The 16,844-nt window shown below is 65.8% G+C and carries 14 protein-coding genes and 1 pseudogene; 7 read left to right on the plus strand and 8 right to left on the minus strand.

What is annotated here, in order from left to right:
* On the minus strand, window positions 1-527 hold a 527-nt coding region (locus EN738_RS15415; RefSeq protein WP_127284439.1), incomplete at its 3' end, for an NrsF family protein.
* Between the two features lies 1 nt (window position 528).
* Complete coding sequence (locus EN738_RS15420) at window positions 529-1,065, minus strand: sigma-70 family RNA polymerase sigma factor (RefSeq protein WP_127284440.1); 537 nt, start codon at window positions 1,063-1,065, stop codon at window positions 529-531.
* A 204-nt stretch (window positions 1,066-1,269) separates the two neighbouring features.
* Between EN738_RS15420 and EN738_RS15425 the strand changes: the two genes are divergently transcribed.
* From EN738_RS15425 to EN738_RS15435, 3 genes are all read left to right on the plus strand, one after another.
* The gene (locus EN738_RS15425; RefSeq protein ID WP_127284441.1) at window positions 1,270-2,280 is read left to right on the plus strand and encodes an iron ABC transporter substrate-binding protein; all 1,011 of its coding nucleotides are present in this window, start codon (window positions 1,270-1,272) and stop codon (window positions 2,278-2,280) included.
* 175 nt (window positions 2,281-2,455) lie between these two features.
* On the plus strand, window positions 2,456-4,033 hold the full coding sequence (locus EN738_RS15430) for an iron ABC transporter permease (protein ID WP_187331472.1): 1,578 nt from the start codon (window positions 2,456-2,458) through the stop codon (window positions 4,031-4,033).
* Entirely contained in the window at window positions 4,030-5,112 is a 1,083-nt protein-coding gene (locus EN738_RS15435; protein ID WP_127284443.1) for an ABC transporter ATP-binding protein, read from the plus strand. Before EN738_RS15430 ends, EN738_RS15435 begins: the two co-directional genes overlap by 4 nt.
* A 15-nt stretch (window positions 5,113-5,127) precedes the next feature.
* Here EN738_RS15435 and EN738_RS15440 read toward each other — a convergent pair whose 3' ends face one another.
* The 5 genes and pseudogenes from EN738_RS15440 to EN738_RS15460 all read right to left on the minus strand — a co-directional run bounded on the left by EN738_RS15440 (window position 5,128) and on the right by EN738_RS15460 (window position 10,428).
* Entirely contained in the window at window positions 5,128-5,925 is a 798-nt protein-coding gene (locus tag EN738_RS15440; RefSeq protein WP_127284444.1) for a phosphodiesterase, read from the minus strand.
* 66 nt (window positions 5,926-5,991) lie between these two features.
* Complete coding sequence (gene ugpC / locus EN738_RS15445; protein WP_127284445.1) at window positions 5,992-7,092, minus strand: sn-glycerol-3-phosphate ABC transporter ATP-binding protein UgpC; 1,101 nt, start codon at window positions 7,090-7,092, stop codon at window positions 5,992-5,994.
* Window positions 7,093-7,102: 10 nt separating this feature from the next.
* Entirely contained in the window at window positions 7,103-8,017 is a 915-nt protein-coding gene (locus EN738_RS15450; RefSeq protein ID WP_127284446.1) for an ABC transporter permease subunit, read from the minus strand.
* A 7-nt stretch (window positions 8,018-8,024) separates the two neighbouring features.
* On the minus strand, window positions 8,025-8,909 hold the full coding sequence (locus tag EN738_RS15455) for a sugar ABC transporter permease (protein WP_127284447.1): 885 nt from the start codon (window positions 8,907-8,909) through the stop codon (window positions 8,025-8,027).
* 167 nt (window positions 8,910-9,076) lie between these two features.
* A pseudogene (locus EN738_RS15460) lies at window positions 9,077-10,428 on the minus strand (extracellular solute-binding protein).
* Window positions 10,429-10,851: 423 nt separating this feature from the next.
* On the opposite strand from EN738_RS15460, the gene EN738_RS15465 reads away from it, so the two are divergent.
* Window positions 10,852-13,299, plus strand: coding sequence for an EAL domain-containing protein (locus EN738_RS15465; RefSeq protein WP_127284448.1), 2,448 nt, complete (start codon window positions 10,852-10,854; stop codon window positions 13,297-13,299).
* On the opposite strand, the gene EN738_RS15470 is transcribed toward EN738_RS15465, so the two are convergent.
* Complete coding sequence (locus EN738_RS15470) at window positions 13,291-13,977, minus strand: TlpA disulfide reductase family protein (RefSeq protein ID WP_127284449.1); 687 nt, start codon at window positions 13,975-13,977, stop codon at window positions 13,291-13,293. The two genes, EN738_RS15465 and EN738_RS15470, sit on opposite strands and share 9 nt — an antisense overlap.
* Window positions 13,978-14,013: 36 nt before the next feature.
* Between EN738_RS15470 and argH the strand changes: the two genes are divergently transcribed.
* The 3 genes from argH to lysA all read left to right on the plus strand — a co-directional run.
* Window positions 14,014-15,414, plus strand: coding sequence for an argininosuccinate lyase (gene argH / locus EN738_RS15475; RefSeq protein ID WP_127284450.1), 1,401 nt, complete (start codon window positions 14,014-14,016; stop codon window positions 15,412-15,414).
* 88 nt (window positions 15,415-15,502) lie between these two features.
* The gene (locus tag EN738_RS15480; protein ID WP_126058098.1) at window positions 15,503-15,709 is read left to right on the plus strand and encodes a lipoprotein; all 207 of its coding nucleotides are present in this window, start codon (window positions 15,503-15,505) and stop codon (window positions 15,707-15,709) included.
* 70 nt (window positions 15,710-15,779) lie between these two features.
* On the plus strand, window positions 15,780-16,844 hold a 1,065-nt coding region (gene lysA, locus EN738_RS15485), incomplete at its 3' end, for a diaminopimelate decarboxylase (RefSeq protein ID WP_127284451.1).

Consider the following 16,844-nt stretch of genomic DNA (forward strand, 5'->3'; position numbering starts at 1 on the left):
GCATAGAAGGTCGCCGACAGCCCGCCGGCGAGCAGGCCGGCGACCGCGCCCGCCAGCACCGGCCGCGTCGGGGCGCCATGGCGCAGCACCCAAAGAAAGACGGCGAGCGGCCCGAGGCCGATCAGCGGGATGAACGCCATGCAGATCATCATGTTGGAGCCGACCAGTCGCGTGCCCCATTCGGCGCGGGGCACCGCGAAAAGCTCGAGGATCACCGCCACGCCCACCAATGCCGGCGCGAGCGCCATCCAGGCCGTTGCCCTGGCCGTCGGCGCGCCGGGGCTCGACAGCGCCCTGATCAGGCCAAACGCGCTGACGCCGAGCGCGATGGTGAAGACGAATTTGGACAGGAAACGCATCGTGTGCATAGCGACCATGAGGTCAGGACGCGGGCCGATGGTCAGCCAGAACACGGCGGCCGCGACCACCGCCGCCACGGCGACGGCCATCCGCCAGGCGGAGCCGAGCGGCATCGCATTGCTGCGGACGTCGGCGTCGAGCGCCTTGATGAGATCCTCGGTCCTCATGTCACTCCCGCCCGAAGCGTTTGGCGATGGCGGCAAGGCCGCGATGCAGCGACACCCTGACCGCCGTCTCCGTGATGCCGAACTTCGCCGCCGTCTCGCCGATCGAGCGGCCCTCGACCGACACCGACGAGACCACCGAACGCTGTGCCGGCGGCAGGCTCTCCAGCACCCGGTTGATGTCGCGTTCGCTCACCGTCTCCGTTTCCGGCTCGGCGAAGGTCTCTGCGATCTCGTCGATCTCGACCTCGATGCGCCGCCCGCGCCGCCGGAAGGCGTCGATCAGCTTGAAGCGCGCAATGGCGTAGATCCATGGCAGCACCGGCGCGTCCTGGCGCCAGGTATGCCGTTTGACGTGAATGGCCAGCAAGGTTTCCTGCACGACATCCTCGGGGTCGACCCCGCCCTGAACGATCTTGCGCCGGGCAAAGCCGCGCACGAGAGCGGCCGTCCGCGTCAGAAAGTCGGCGTAAGCCCTTTCGTCTCCCGCGATCGCGGCCTTGAGCAACCGGGAAAGCTCGGCCTCGTTGTTGCCGGTCACAAGAGTTTTCTCCCCCGATGTTCGCGCCTCGGCGCTGATTTGTTACGTGGCCGAAGAAATAATGTCCAAGCCAAAGTGCCGCAAAATCACGAAAGGTTGCGCCCCGGCGACCGAATGAAGCAGGCCTGCAATGTTGACTAGCTTAATCAGGTATTGGTAGGTGCAGCCGTGCCAACCAAGACCATCAGATCGAGGACGACGCCCATGAGATTTGCCCTTTCCACCCTTGCCGGCGCCACGGCGCTGGCGCTCGGCCTGCTTGCGGCTCCGGCGCTGGCGGAAGATGATGCCGGTATCGTCGTATACAACGCCCAGCACGAGAGCCTGGCGAAGGAATGGGCCAAAGGCTTCACCAAGGAAACCGGTATCAAGGTGACGCTGCGCAATGGCGGCGACAGCGATTTCTCCAACCAGATCGTCGCCGAGGGCGCGGCCTCGCCGGCCGATGTGTTCCTGACCGAAAACTCGCCGGCCATGGCGCTCGTCGAGGCTGCCGGCCTGTTCGCGCCGGTCGACGCCGAGACGCTGGCGCAGGTGCCGCCGGAGTACCAGCCGGCCACCGGCAAATGGGTCGGCGTCGCCGCCCGCAGCACGGTCTTTGCCTATGACAAGACCAAGCTCAAGGAAGACCAGTTGCCCAAGTCGCTGCTCGACCTTGCCGATCCGAGCTGGAAGGGCCGCTGGGCGGCGTCGCCTTCGGGCGCCGATTTCCAGGCCATCGTCAGCGCGCTGCTGCAGCTCAAGGGCGAGGCCGCCACGGGCGACTGGCTGAAGGCGATGAAGGAGAACTTCACCGCCTACAAGGGCAACAACACCGTGATGAAGGCGGTCAATGCGGGCGAGATCGAAGGCGGCGTGATCTACCATTATTACTATTTCGGCGATCAGGCCAAGACCGGCGAGAACAGCAAGAACATCGCGCTCCACTATTTCAAGACCCAGGATCCGGGCGCCTTCGTCTCGATCTCCGGCGGCGGCGTGCTGGCTTCGAGCAAGCATCCGAAGGAAGCCCAGGCGTTCCTGAAATGGGTGACCGGCAAGGGTGGCCAGGACGTGCTGAAGAACGGCACCTCCTTCGAATACGCGGTCGGCAAGGGCGCCGAGTCCAACCCCAAGCTGGTGCCGCTGGCCGACCTGCAGGCGCCGAAAGTCGATCCGACGACGCTGAACTCCAAGAAGGTGACCGACCTGATGACGGCAGCCGGCTTGCTTTAGTTCGCGTTCGTCCTAAAAGGGCAACCGACTGCGCTCCTGCGGGACTTCGCTTTCCGCGGGAGCGCTCTGTTTTAGAGATGGCATCGTCGATGACGACAAGCTGCGTTTCTGGCTGCGACAAGCGCGCCTTCGGCCACCTTCGTCCGCGGGCCGAAGCGGCGCGGCATCGGGTCTGATGCAAGCGGCGGTCGACCTCACCCGATCAGGCCTGCCGGCCGCCGGACGCGCGCGGCAACGGCGCTCGGCGTCCTGGATCCTGCTCGCCGCCGCCTTGATCTCGCTGCTTGCGCTGCTGCCGCTGGCCTTCATCGTCTGGATCGCGGTGCAGACCGGCTGGGAGACCGTCTCGGCGCTGATCTTCCGCGCACGTGTCGGCGACCTCCTGATCAACACCATCATGCTGGTGGCGCTGGCGGTTCCGATCTCCATCGTCCTTTCGGTGGCGCTGGCCTGGCTGACCGAGCGCAGCGACCTGCCCGGCGCCCGCCTGTGGGCCTGGCTGTCGGTGGCGCCGCTCGCCATTCCGGCCTTCGTCCACTCCTATGCCTGGATCAGCCTGGTGCCGGGACTGCATGGCCTGTGGGCCGGCGTGCTGGTTTCCGTCATCGCCTATTTCCCGTTCCTCTATCTACCCATCTCGGCAGCACTGCGCCGGCTCGACCCCGCACTGGAAGACGCCGCCGCCGCGCTTGGGCTCGGTCCGTGGCGGGTCTTCGCGCGCGTCGTGCTGCCGCAGCTCAGACTGGCCATCTGCGGCGGTTCGCTGCTGGTCGGCCTGCATCTGCTGGCCGAATACGGCCTCTACGTCTTCATCCGCTTCGACACCTTCACCACGGCGATCGTCGACCAGTTCCAGTCGACCTTCAACGGGCCGGCCGCCAACATGCTCGCCGCCGTGCTGGTGACATGCTGCTTCGTGCTGCTCGGGCTTGAGGTTCTGGTGCGCGGCGAGGAGCGCTATGCCCGCGTCGGTTCGGGCGCCGCCCGCCAGCAGCAGCGCGCCAGCCTTGGCCGCGCCACGCTGCCTTGCCTGGCCCTGCCCGCCATCGCCGCGCTGCTTTCGCTGGGCGTGCCCTTCGTCACCATCGGCCGCTGGCTGATCGCCGGCGGCGCCGAGGTCTGGCGCCTCGACGAGATCGGCCTGGCGCTCGGCCAGACGCTTGTCCTGGCGCTCGCCGGCGCGCTGCTCGCCACCATCGCCGCCATGCCGATGGCCTGGATCTCGATCCGCGCGCCCGGGCCGTTGCAGCGCCTGCTCGAAGGCTGCAACTATATCGTCGGTTCGCTGCCCGGAGTCGTCATCGCGCTGGCGCTGGTCACCATCACCGTGCGCATCGCCATGCCGCTCTACCAGACCCTGTTCACCATCCTCTTCGCCTATGCGCTGATGTTCCTGCCGCGCGCCTTGGTCAGCCTCCGAGCCTCGATCGCGCAGGCGCCCGTCGAACTGGAGCGGGCCGCATCGAGCCTCGGCCGGGCGCCGCTCAAGGCGCTGTGGTCGACGACCATCCGCCTGTCGGCGCCGGGCGCCGCGGCCGGCATGGCCATGGTGGCGCTCGGCATCATGAACGAGCTGACCGCCACCCAGATGCTGGCGCCGAACGGCACCCGGACGCTCGCGATGGCATTCTGGTCCTACAGCGGCGAGATCGACTATGCCTCGGCCGCCCCTTACGCCTTCATCATGGTGGCGATGTCGCTGCCGCTGACCTGGCTGCTCTATGTCCAGTCGAAGAGGATGGCCGGACGATGAGCTTCCTCGAACTCAGCGGCGTGGCCAAGCACTACGGCCCGGTGGCGGCGCTGGCCGGCGTCGACCTCAGCGTCGCCAGCGGCAGCCGCACGGCGATCGTCGGGCCGTCCGGCTGCGGCAAGACCACCTTGCTCAGGCTTATCGCCGGTTTCGAGGCGCCGGACCGGGGCAAGATCGTGCTCGACGGTGAGGTGCTGGCCAATGGCGGCGCCGCCGTGCCGGCGCACCGGCGCGGCATCGGCGTGGTCGCCCAGGACGGGGCGTTGTTCCCGCACCTCACCATCGCCGACAATATCGGCTTCGGCCTGGCGCGAAACGCCGACAAACGCGCCGAGCAGATCGTCGAGCTCGCCTATATCGTAGGGCTGGACAAGGCGATCCTGAGGCGGCGTCCGCACGAGCTCTCCGGCGGCCAGCAGCAGCGCGTGGCGCTTGCCCGCGCCATGGCCATGAAGCCGCGCCTGATGCTGCTCGACGAACCGTTCTCGGCGCTCGACACCGGCTTGCGCGCCTCGATGCGCAAGGCGGTGGCCGAACTGCTGGAACTCGCCGGGATCACCACCATTCTGGTCACCCACGACCAGGCCGAGGCGCTGTCCTTCGCCAGCCAGGTGGCGGTGATGCGCGACGGCCTGTTCTCGCAGGTCGGCACGCCGCGCGAGCTCTATTTTCAGCCGAAGGACAGGATGGTCGCCGAGTTCCTCGGCGACGCCATCATCCTGCCGGCCAGGATCGCCGACGGCTTCGCCACCTCGCCGCTCGGCCGCATCGCCGTCGACACCGCCGAGCGCCGCGATGTCGCCCGCATCATGCTCAGGCCGGAACAGGTGCTGTTGAAACGGACCTCGCGCGAAGGCATGTCGGGAACGCCGGACATGCTGTTCGGCGAGGTGACGGAATCCGAATTCGCCGGCTCGATGTGCACGATAGCAGTGCGGCTCCTGAACAGCCCCGACCCGCCCGACGCCGCGGCGATCGGCAACACGCCGCTGATCCTGCGCAAGCCCGGCATCGACGCGCCGGCGCTTGGCGAGATCGTGCGGCTGACCGTCTCCGGCAAGGCGCATGTCCTTGCCTGAAGCTTGCCGCGGTCGTTACCCTACGCGCTGACCGGTCGCCGGCGACCACAGCGGCCAGTTCTCCAGGAAGTCGCAGCTGTGCACGACGACGCGCGCGCCGTCGATCAGGATGATCGAGTAGGCGGGTGGTGCCTGCTCGACCTTCTCGTCGCCGACCAGGTCGAGCATGAAACGGGCATGCAGGCCACGCTGCGCGGAAAACGGAATGCCGGCGACCGTGCCGGCGATGTCGCGATGGACATGGCCGAAGAAGACGTAGCCGACATTGCCGTGCCGCATCAGCACGTCGAGCAGCCGATGCGGCTGTTCGAGCCCGAGCGGATCGAGCAGCTCGAGGCCAAGCTCGACGGGCGGATGGTGCAGGAAGACATAGGCCCGGCGGCCCGCAGCCTCGCCGAGCCTGGCATCCAGCCAGGCCAGCCGCCTGTCGCACAATTCGCCGGTGACGCGACCCTCGGCCAGGCTGTCGAGGAACAGCAGCGATGCCTCCGGCGTGTCGAAGACCGACTGCACGAAACCATTCTCGTCGGTTGGGTTTCCGGCAAAAGCCGCGACCAGGTTGGCGCGCCTGTCGTGATTGCCGGGCAGCAGCCGGTAGGGGACTGAAAGCCGAGCCAGGCCCGATTTGAGGTCGGCATAGCTCTGCGCCTCGCCGGATTCGGTCAGGTCGCCGGTGAAGACGCAAAGCGCCGCATCGCCGTGGTGGGCATTGATATGGTCGATGCAGCGGTCGAGCCGCTCGTGCAGGTCGGCGCCAAAGCGGATCTCCCCGCGCCGGCCGAGATGGACGTCGGTGACCTGGATGATTTTCATTGCGCGACCTTTCTTCGACACGACAGGGAGTTGCCTTGGCGTCCTCGCAGCCGAGCGAGCGCGTGATCAGAGCGCCGGCACCGGCATCGATGCCTTGAAGACGTCGAGGCGGCTTCCCGTCTCGGACGAGAAGAAATGCAGGTCGGCTTCGGAAAACTGCAGCCCGACGGCGCTGCCCGGCGCCGGATGGGCGGTCTCCGACGTCACCACCGAAAACGCCGCGCCGTCGAGATCGACATAGATGACCCGCCCGGCGCCGAGCTCCTCGACCAGATCGACGGTCGCGTCGAGCGCGCCCGGCGTTCCCGGCGCCACCAGGCGCACGGCCTCCGGCCGGATGCCCACCGCGATCTTGCTGCCGACCGGCAGGCCCGCGCGCGAGACGTTGAGCTTGCGGCTGCCGCCGAGCAGCGACAGGCCATCGAGCGTCACCTCGCCTTCCAGCATGTTCATCGCCGGCGCGCCGACGAAGGTGGCGACGAAGCGGCCCGCCGGGCGGCTGTAGACTTCCGCCGGCGTGCCGACCTGTTCGACACGGCCGCCATTCATCACCACCAGCCGGTCCGCCAGCGTCATCGCCTCGACCTGGTCGTGGGTGACGAAGACGGAGGTGGCGCTCAGCCGCCGGTGCAGCTTGCGGATTTCGGAACGCATCTGCACGCGCAGCTTGGCGTCGAGGTTGGAAAGCGGCTCGTCGAACAGGAAGACCTTGGGCTCGCGGATCATGGCCCGGCCCATGGCGACGCGCTGGCGCTGGCCGCCGGAGAGCGCCATCGGCTTGCGGTCGAGCAGGTGCTCCAGCTCCAGGATGCGGGCGACCGCCTGGATGCGCTGGGCGCGCTCGGCGACTGGGACACCCGCCACCTTCAGCGAATAGCCGATGTTCTGCGCAACGCTCATATGCGGATAGAGCGCGTAGTTCTGGAACACCATGGCGCAGCCGCGCTCGCGCGGCTCCAGCGTGTTGACCACCTTGCCGTCGATGGCGATCGTGCCGCCGGAGATTTCCTCCAGCCCGGCGATCATCCTGAGCAGCGTGGACTTGCCGCAGCCCGACGGGCCGAGGATGACGACGAATTCGCCGGACGCGATGTCGAGGTTGACGCCGTGCACGACCTGCATCTTGGCGTAGCTTTTCCTGACGTCGCGGATGGTGATGGAGGCCATCTTTGTCTCCTTACTTTTCTGTCGCGATGAGGCCGCGCACGAACCAGCGCTGCATGGCCACCACGACGACGAGCGGCGGCAGCATGACGATCAGCGTGCCGGCCATGGCGATGTTCCATTCGGGAATGCCGCCGACATTGGGAATGAGCTGCTTGAGTTCGGTCACCGCCGTGGCGTGGCTGGCATCCGTGGTGATCAGCAGCGGCCACAGATACTGGTTCCATGCCCACAGGAACATGATGGTGCCGAGCGCCGCCATGTTGTTGCGCGACAAGGGCAGCAGGATGTCGATGAAGAAGCGCAGCGCCCCGGCGCCGTCCATGCGCGCCGCCTCGGTCAGCTCATCGGGCACGGTCAGGAAGAATTGCCGGTAGAGGAACGTGCCGGTGGCGGTGGCGATCAGCGGCATGATCAGGCCGGTGTAGGAATTGAGCAGCCCGAGGCTGAGCGAGACCTGCACGCCCGATACCTTCTCGATCAGCCAACTCAGGCCCGTCACGTCGAGGATCGCCTGATAGGGCGACATGACGTTGGCGACCACGGCATAGGTCGGCACGATGCGCACTTCGAGCGGCAGCATCAACGTGACGAAGATCAGCCAGAAGATCAGCATGCGGCCGGGATAGCGGAAATAGACGATGGAAAAGGCCGTCAGCGCCGAGATGATCACCTTGCCGGCGGCGACGCCTGCGGCCATGACGAAGCTATTGAACAGCTTCGGCCCGAGGTCGGCCGTCGTCCAGGCTGTCTTGATGTTGACCCAGAACTCGCTGCCCGGCAGCAGCGACATCGGCACGTCGTTGACCTCTTTCAGACTATGCGAGGCGGCGATCGCCACGATCACGAACGGCGCCACGCAGAAAACGAAGCCGACGAACAATATCAGGTGAGTGAAGAAATTGAGGATCGGGGTGCGCTCGACCATGTCCGCCTCACCTGTAGTGCACGCGCCGCTCGATGAAGCGGAACTGGAAGATGGTGAGCACGATGATGAGCAGCATCAGGATGATGCTCTGCGCGGCGGCGCCGGAATAATCCAGGCCTTTGAAGCCGTCGGAATAGATCTTGTAGACCATCAGATTGGTCGAATTCGCCGGACCGCCCGCCGTCATGATGTCGACGATGCCGAAGGAGTCCTGGAAGCTCTCGGTGATGTTGATGACCAGCAGGAAAAAGATCGTCGGCGTGATCAGCGGGAACTGGATATCCCAGAACCGCCTGAGAACGCCGGAGCCGTCCATCGCCGCCGCCTCGATCAGCGAGCGCGGGATGGCCTGGAAAGCGGCGAGGAAGAAGATGAAATTGTAGCCGACATACTTCCACGAGAAGGCGGCGATGATCGATGCCATTGCATCGGTGCCGTCGAGGCCGGGATCCCAGAAGCCCGGCCAGACCTGGTTGACGACGGCCATGAAGCCGGCCTCCGGCGCCAGGATGAAGCGGAAGGCCATCGCCAGCGCCGGCGCGGCGATGCCGTAAGGCCAGATCAGCACGACGCGGTAGAGACGCGAGCCGGCGAGCTGCCGGTCGGTCAAGGCTGCCAGCACCAGGGCGATGACCATGGCAAGGCCGGTGCTGCACGCCGCGAAGACGAGGCTGGCGGTGATCGAGTTCCAATAGTCGGCGTTGGCGAGGATCGAGCGGAAATTGTCGAGCCCGACCCAGATGTTGCCGCCGCCCCACGGCTGCTGCAGCGTCAGCGACCAGTAGACCGCCTGGCCGGCGGGCCAATAGAAGAAGGTGAAGATCAGGAGCAACTGCGGCACCGCGAACAGGATGCCGATCGACCATCTTGAGAAAGTGACGCGTTTTTCCATCGATCCGCCGACGCCGTTGAACCGCCAGCCCGCTTTCCCGGGGTGAGACTAAGGCATGTCTGCCGAAAGTGGGACCCGGTTTCGGGACAAGGACATGCGTAAAATCAAAACTATGCGAAATGGCCGCCCGTCGTTTCCCGGCGGGCGGCCCATGGCGGTATCCGAGATCAGGGCAGCGTCTTGTCCGGATAGGTCTGCTGGAAGCGGTCGAGGATCGCGTCGCCGTTCTTGACCAGCGTGTCGATGCCCTCCTGGACGCTGACCTTGTTGGCGAAGATGGCCTGCATCTGGGTGCCGAACTCGGCGCGGATCTGGGTGAAATTGCCAAGCCGGATGCCGCGGGTGATCTCGGTCGGCTCGGACGCGGTCAGGCTGGCGATGGCGACCTCACGGCCCTTATAGGGCGCCTTGTCGTAGAAGCCCTGGGATTTCATATAGTCGAAGCCCGACTTGGTCACCGGGATGTAGCCGGTGTTGGTCGACCAGAACAAGGCCGTCTTGGGGTCGTGGATGAAGTTGAGGAAGGCGGCCGCGCCCTTGTATTCCGCATCCGACTTGCCCGAAAGAACCCAGAGCGAGGCGCCGCCGACCAGCGAATTCTTGCGCTCGGTGCCGGCATAGGCGGGAAGCTCGGCGACGTCCCACTTCATGCCTTCCTTCTGCGTCTTGCCGACCGTGCCGTGGTCGCCGACCGAGGTCATGATGACCTGGCAGGTACCGGACGCGAAGGCCTGCACCATGTCCTGGCCGAGGTCCTTCGACTTGATCTTGATCAGGCCGGCGTCATACCACTTCTTGAGATCGGTGACGTACTGGACGAACTTGGTCTTGTTCATCTCGAGACGGGCGTTGAGACCGTCATAGCCGTTATTCTTGGTCGCGATCGGCTGGTTGTGGATGGCCGAGAACTGCTCCATCAACTGCCAGCTTTCATTGGCGGAAATGTTGATCGCCATCGGGCAATCGTAGCCGGCGTCCTTCAGCGCCTTGAGGTCGGCGCCGACATCTTCCCAGGTCTTCGGCGCCTCGGTCTTGCCGATCTTGGCGAAAGCGTCCTTGTTCCAGTACATCAGCGGGGTCGAGGAATTGAACGGGAAGGACAGCATCTCGCCCTTCGACGTCGCGTAGTAGCGGGCAATGCCGGGGAAGTAGTCGCTGTAGTCGATCTTGTAGCCGTTCTCCTCCATCAGCTTGTCGGCGGGCTTGTAGGCGCCAGACAGCATCATCGTGGCGGTGCCGACGTCGTAGACCTGGACGACGGTCGGCTGCTTGCCGGCGCGGAAGGCGGCGATGGTGTTCTGCAGCGTGGCGTCGTAATTGCCCTGGCTGGTGCAGACCACCTCGTAGTCCGCCTGCGAGGCGTTGAAGTTCTTGCACAGCGTGTCGACGACGCGCGCGAGGTCGCCCGAAGGCCGAACCAGAAATCGAATTTGACGGGAGCAGCGGTGGCGGGCTGCGCCAGCGCGATGCCGAGAGCGCCGGCGGCAAGGGCGGCAAAGCCCTGCTTGATGATCGACATGGAATTCATTCCTCTTGAGTGGCTGATGACATCAGGCTTTGCGCAAGTCCCTTGGCCGCTCTCATAGAGAAGGTATGTGACAGTTCTGTTGTGCCTTTTCAGGCCCGTGTACAGCCCGTCCCTCTCCTCCTTCGACGGCCGCGCCGGTATGAACCTTCACGTCGGCGCCCTGGGTAGCTAGGGCGCCGCGGGGCGGCGTAAAGGCCCGGACGACGCAACTGATTATCCGGCTAAGATGGGGGAGCGAATGCCGGTCTCGCAGCCGACGCTGGCGCTCGTCGGCGACCGGCCGGCGATGCGCGAGAGACGCCGGCACAACCAGCGACACGCGCAGTGGTTGCATGCGCAATAACCGATTCTTCAACCGTACCGCTCTAATCAATTTCATTGCTTGATTGTTGCGGGAAGATCAGGTGAAGCGCGATGTTGACAGTCTATAATTGTATCGTGCACGAGCACGATTTGAGACTGGTCGCACTTGCAGCCCTTATTTGCGGCATTTCTTCCTTCTCGGCGGTCAATCTGCTTCGCCACGTCGACCGCTCGACCCACAGAAACCGCTATGCCTGGCTGATGATTGCCGCCACCTCGACCGGGTTCGGCATCTGGGCGACGCATTTCATCGCCATGATCGCCTTCTCGCCGGGAATACCCAACGCCTACAACACCGAACTGTCGGTGCTTTCGCTTGCCGCGGCCGTCCTGCTGACAGCCGCCGGCATGTGGATCGCCACCTTGCGTGGCGGCATCGACCACTACCTGGTCGGCGGCGCCGTGCTCGGCGCCGGCATCGGCACGATGCACTATACCGGCATGGCGGCGTTCGAGGTGCAGGGCCGGATCGTATGGGACCACCTGCTGGTCGGCATCTCGCTGGTCGCCGGCATCGCGCTTGCGGCGCTGTCGCTTTTCGTCGTGCTGCGCCGCCCCTCGACACTGGGGACGATCGGCGCCGCCGTGCTTTTGACGCTGGCGATCTGCACCTTGCACTTCATCGCCATGGGCGCCGTGTCGATCTATCCGGACAGCTCGATCGAGATCTCGCAGTATACGATCGAGCCGATGTCGCAGGCCTTCGCGGCCGCCGCCGCCAGCCTTGTCATCCTCGTGCTTTCGGCGGCGGCGCTGTGGATCGACCTGCGCTTCCGCCGCCATCAGGCCGAGGCCGAGCGCATGCATGGCCTGGCCAACGCGGCGGTCGAAGGCCTCATCGTCTGCGACGGCACCCGCATCGTCAGCGCCAACGACAGCATTGCGGCATTGTCCGGCATCGCATCGGCGACGCTCAATACCATGGTGCTTGGCGACCTCTTCGGCGAGCGCGCCGCCGCCGCCATGGCGGAAGCCGACGGGCAGGCGCGGGAAACCGAGCTCAGGAGCCATGACGGAACATCGATCCCCGTCGAGCTCATCGCCAGGACCATCGACTATTGCGGCAAGCCGCACGGCGTGGTCGCCGTGCGCGACATCCGCGAGCGCAAGAAGGCGGAGCAGGAGATCATCCGCCTCGCCCACTACGATCCGCTGACCGGGCTCGCCAACCGGCGCTCCTTCAACAGCCGGCTGGAGGCCGAGATCGCCGCGGCGGGCCGTGGCGGCAAGGGCGGGCAGCTCGCGCTCATGCTCCTCGATCTCGACCGGTTCAAGGAGGTCAACGACCTCTTCGGCCATGCCGCCGGCGATGCGATGCTGCAGAAAGTGGCGCAATGCGCCTCGGCCAAGCTTCGTCACGGACAGATGCTGGCCCGCCTCGGCGGTGACGAGTTCGCCATCATCGCCCCGAACCTGCCGGATCCGCAGGCTGCCGGCCGCATTGCCGAGGCGGTGCTTTCGGCCATGCGCGAGGAGAACCGGCTGTCGCCCGGCGGCGGCCTGGTGTCGGCCAGCATCGGCATCGCGCTCTACCCGCTGGACGCCGACGAGCAGGCCTCGCTCGTCAGCCACGCCGACACCGCGCTCTACCGCGCCAAGGCGGAGGGCAAGGACACCTATCGCTATTTCGAAGCCTCGATGGGCGCCGAGGCGCGCGACAGGCGGGTGATGGAGCACGACCTGCGCCAGGCGGTGGCGCGCGGCGAATTCCGCCTCGTCTACCAGCCGCAAAAGGAGATCAGTACCGGCAGGATGATCGGCTTCGAGGCGCTGCTCCGCTGGCACCATCCCGAGCATGGCGACATCTCGCCTGCCGTGTTCATCCCGGTGGCCGAGGACAGCGGCGCCATCATCCAGATCGGCGAATGGGTGCTTTCGGCCGCGTGCGAGGAAGCCGCCCGCTGGAAGAACCCGCTGATGGTCGCGGTCAATGTCTCGGCCGTGCAGTTGCACAATCCGAACTTCAGCCGCAAGGTGCATGAGGTCCTTCTGCGCTCCGGCCTGGCGCCGGGCAGGCTCGAGTTGGAAATCACCGAGACGGCGCTGGTCAAGGACATGCCGCGCGCGCTGGCGGCCTTGCGGCAGATCAAGGCACTCGGCGTCCGTGTCGCCATGGACGATTTCGGCACCGGCTATTCCTCGCTCTCCAACCTGCGCGCCTTCCCCTTCGACAAGATCAAGATCGACGGATCCTTCATCAAGTCGGTCGACAGGAACGGTCAGGTCGCGGCCATCGTGCGCGCCGTTCTCGGGCTCGGCCGCGGTCTCGGCCTGCCGGTGCTCGCCGAAGGCGTCGAGACGCTGGGCGAGCTCAGGTTCCTCGATGCCGAGGACTGCGAGATCGGCCAGGGCTTCTATCTTGGCAGGCCGGGCCCGATCGAGGCGTTCGGTGAGCTGACCGGCGTGGCTTCCGAGAAGGAGGACGACGGCGCCGGCAGGTCGCGCGGCGGCGGCAGCATCCTGATGCTGGAACCGGCGGCGGCCCTGCGCTCAGCTTGACGGGCCGAGCGCGGCTTCGACCAGCCGCCTGGCATCCGCTCCCGACCATTCGGCCGGGCCGTTCATATGCGCGATCAGGCAGCCCTCGCCGTCGATCAGCATGGTGACCGGCAGGCCTAGCGCCAGGCCACGCGTCTTGACGTCGTTGAACAACGCCAACGTCGGATCCCGGTAGTAGCCGAGCGTTGCGACGCCGATGTCGCCAAGGAACTTCTTCGGCTTGCTGTCGTCGCCGGTGTCGACATTGACCGCGACGACCTGGAAGCGGTCGCTGCCCATCTCCTTCTGCAGCGCGTCGAGTGCCGGCATTTCGGCGCGGCACGGCGCGCACCATGTCGCCCAGAGATTTAACAGCAGCGTCTTGCCGGCGTGGTCGGCAACCGTCATCGGCTTGCCGTCGGGGCCGTTGAAGGCAAGGCTCTTCAGCGACTGCGGCGGATCGGCCGGCAACAGCGCCGCGACCTGGCCCGTAGCCTTGGCGGCGACCTGCTTGGCGCGCTCGGCCTTGGCCGCGCAGGCGGCATCGTCCTTGCCATCGGATGCCGCGACTTGCGTTGGAGCGTTGTTGCCAGAAGCGCTCTCGCTGACATATACCGCCACCGCGCCAGCCAGCACGCCCGCCACCAGGGCGGCGAGGATCAGGCGCGGGGCCGGGAATAGTTTACTGCGGTCTGCCATTTTCTTCAAAACTGCTCCGGAGCACGGGTTATAGCGATGAGCGACAAGAAGGCCAGCAACCAGATGTGGGGCGGACGTTTTGCCTCGGGTCCGGCCGCGATCATGGAAGCGATCAACGCGTCGATCTCGTTCGACCGCAAACTCTACGCACAGGACATAAGAGGTTCGATCGCCCATAGCGAGATGTTGGCTGAAACGGGCATTATTTCGACGGCCGATCAGCAAAAGATCGCTGACGGCCTGAACACGATCCTGAAAGAGATCGAGGCCGGCACGTTCGAGTTCTCGACCAGGCTGGAAGACATCCACATGAATGTCGAGGCGCGCCTTGCCGACCTGATCGGTACCGCTGCCGGCCGCCTGCACACCGCCCGTTCGCGCAACGACCAGGTGGCGGTCGACCTCAGGCTCTGGGTCAAGGACGAGTGCTTCCGTGTCGCCGAGGCGCTGAAGGGGCTGATCGCCGCCTTCCTCGAGCGCGCCGAGGAGCATGCGGCGACGGTGATGCCGGGCTTCACCCACATGCAGGCGGCGCAGCCGGTGACCTTCGGCCACCACTGCATGGCCTATGTCGAGATGTTTTCGCGCGACCTGTCGCGTGTCCGCGACGCCATCGAGCGCATGGACGAGAGCCCGCTCGGCGCGGCCGCGCTTGCCGGCACCAGCTTCGCCATCGACCGCCACCAGACGGCGAAGGCGCTTGGCTTCCGCGAGCCGATGCGCAATTCGCTCGACGGCGTTTCCGACCGCGATTTCGCGCTGGAGTTTCTCGCCATGGCCGCGATCTGCGCCACGCATCTGTCGCGGCTGGCCGAGGAGATCATCATCTGGTCGACGCCGCAATTCGGCTTCGTCCGGCTGTCGGACTCATTCTCTACCGGCTCCTCGATCATGCCGCAGAAGAAGAACCCCGACGCCGCCGAGCTGGTGCGCGGCAAGACCGGCCGCGTCAACGGCCATCTCGTCGGCCTTTTGACGGTGATGAAGGGCATGCCGCTGACCTACGGCAAGGACATGCAGGAAGACAAGGAATCGGTCTTCGATGCCGCCGAGACGCTCGACCTGATGCTGGCGGCGATGACCGGCATGGTGCGCGACATGACCGTCAATGCCGCCGCCATGAAGAAGGCCGCCGGCTCGGGCCACGCGACCGCGACCGATCTTGCCGACTGGCTGGTGCGCACGCTCGGCCTGCCCTTCCGCGAGGCGCATCACGTCACCGGCCGCGCCGTGGCGCTGGCCGAGGACAAGAAGGTCGGGCTGGAGAAGCTTTCGCTCGAGGATCTGCAGTCGATCCATCCCGGCATCACGCAGGGCATTTTCTCCGTCCTTGCCGTGCAGAACTCGGTGAAGAGCCGCACAAGCTTCGGCGGCACCGCACCGTCCGAGGTGCGCAAGCAGATCCGCTACTGGAAAAAGCGGCTGGCCAAAGCGTGAGCCGGGCGACGGCCCGATTTGCCGGGGTGCAAAGGCCATAAATTTTCGCTAGAAGCAGGCAACGAATTTTCTCCGACGGATGGGATCGATGACGGCAAGCAGGATTTTGGTGACGCTCGCGCTGCTCGCGGCGGTGGCTACCGTCACGGCCTGCGGCCGAAGGACCGGCCTCGACACGCCTTACGAGGCGGCCGTGCAGGCGCGCAAGGATGCCGAGAAGGCCCATCAGCCCGTGCCGCCGGAGCCGGAAAAACCGGTCGAGGACAAGAAGTTCATCCTCGACCCGCTGCTCTAGAGTCGAAGAGACTGGGTCAGGTCTTTCCAAACCCGATCTCATCGTACTCAAATTGTTCGGAACCACTCTCGTGAACCATTTCGACTATCGCGACGGCGTGCTGCATGCCGAGGACGTCGCCCTGCCTGACATCGCGGCACAGGTCGGCACGCCGTTCTATTGCTATTCGACGGCGACGCTGACCAGGCATTTCCGCGTCTTCAAGGAGGCCTTCGCCGGGCTCGACACGCTGGTCTGCTACGCCATGAAGGCGAACTCCAACCAGGCGGTGCTGAAGACGCTGGCAAGGCTTGGCGCCGGCGCCGACGTGGTCTCGGAAGGCGAGTTGCGCCGCGCGCTCGCCGCCGGCATTCCGGCCAGCAAGATCCTGTTCTCGGGCGTCGGCAAGACGGCGCGGGAGATGGATTTCGCGCTTTCGGCCGGCATCCTCTGCTTCAACGTCGAATCCGAGCCGGAGCTGGAACTGCTCTCGGCCCGCGCCACAGCGCTTGGCAAGGTCGCGCCCATCTCGCTGCGCATCAATCCGGACGTCGACGCCAGGACACACAAGAAGATTTCCACCGGCAAGGCCGAGAACAAGTTCGGCATTGCGTGGCAAAGGGCGCGCCAGGTCTATGCCCGCGCCGCGCAACTGCCCGGCATCAGGGTCACCGGCATCGACACCCATATCGGCAGCCAGATCACGGAGCTGCAGCCTTTCGACGATGCCTTCGCGCTGCTCGTCGAGCTGGTCGGCACGCTGCGCGCCGACGGCCACGCCATCGAGCATGTCGATCTCGGCGGCGGTCTCGGCATTCCTTACCGCGTCGACAACAGCCCGCCGCCGCTGCCCGACGCCTATGCCGACATCGTCAGGAAGCACGTCACCAGGCTCGGCCTCAAGGTGATGTTCGAGCCCGGCCGGCTGATCGTCGGCAATGCCGGCATCCTGGTCTCCGAGGTGATCTTCGTGAAGGAAGGCGACGCCAAGAACTTCCTCGTCGTCGACGCGGCCATGAACGACCTGATCCGGCCGACGCTCTACGATGCCTTCCACGATATCCGCCCGGTGCTGCAGCAGCCGGCGGCGGCGCCGCGCATGACGGTCGATGTGGTCGGCCCGGTCTGCGAGACCGGCGACTATATCGGCCTCGAC

Source organism: Mesorhizobium sp. M4B.F.Ca.ET.017.02.2.1 (assembly GCF_003998955.1).
GTDB lineage: Bacteria > Pseudomonadota > Alphaproteobacteria > Rhizobiales > Rhizobiaceae > Mesorhizobium > Mesorhizobium abyssinicae.

What these genes read in the sequence shown, in the direction of transcription:
- EN738_RS15465 (WP_127284448.1), top strand. Translation starts at nt 10,852, where the DNA reads ATGTTGACAGTCTATAATTGTATCGTGCACGAGCACGATTTGAGACTG.
- EN738_RS15425 (WP_127284441.1), top strand. Translation starts at nt 1,270, where the DNA reads ATGAGATTTGCCCTTTCCACCCTTGCCGGCGCCACGGCGCTGGCGCTC.
- EN738_RS15440 (WP_127284444.1), bottom strand. Translation starts at nt 5,925, where the DNA reads ATGAAAATCATCCAGGTCACCGACGTCCATCTCGGCCGGCGCGGGGAG.
- EN738_RS15480 (WP_126058098.1), top strand. Translation starts at nt 15,503, where the DNA reads ATGACGGCAAGCAGGATTTTGGTGACGCTCGCGCTGCTCGCGGCGGTG.
- EN738_RS15470 (WP_127284449.1), bottom strand. Translation starts at nt 13,977, where the DNA reads ATGGCAGACCGCAGTAAACTATTCCCGGCCCCGCGCCTGATCCTCGCC.
- argH (WP_127284450.1), top strand. Translation starts at nt 14,014, where the DNA reads ATGAGCGACAAGAAGGCCAGCAACCAGATGTGGGGCGGACGTTTTGCC.
- EN738_RS15435 (WP_127284443.1), top strand. Translation starts at nt 4,030, where the DNA reads ATGAGCTTCCTCGAACTCAGCGGCGTGGCCAAGCACTACGGCCCGGTG.
- EN738_RS15450 (WP_127284446.1), bottom strand. Translation starts at nt 8,017, where the DNA reads ATGGTCGAGCGCACCCCGATCCTCAATTTCTTCACTCACCTGATATTG.
- ugpC (WP_127284445.1), bottom strand. Translation starts at nt 7,092, where the DNA reads ATGGCCTCCATCACCATCCGCGACGTCAGGAAAAGCTACGCCAAGATG.
- EN738_RS15455 (WP_127284447.1), bottom strand. Translation starts at nt 8,909, where the DNA reads ATGGAAAAACGCGTCACTTTCTCAAGATGGTCGATCGGCATCCTGTTC.
- EN738_RS15430 (WP_187331472.1), top strand. Translation starts at nt 2,456, where the DNA reads ATGCAAGCGGCGGTCGACCTCACCCGATCAGGCCTGCCGGCCGCCGGA.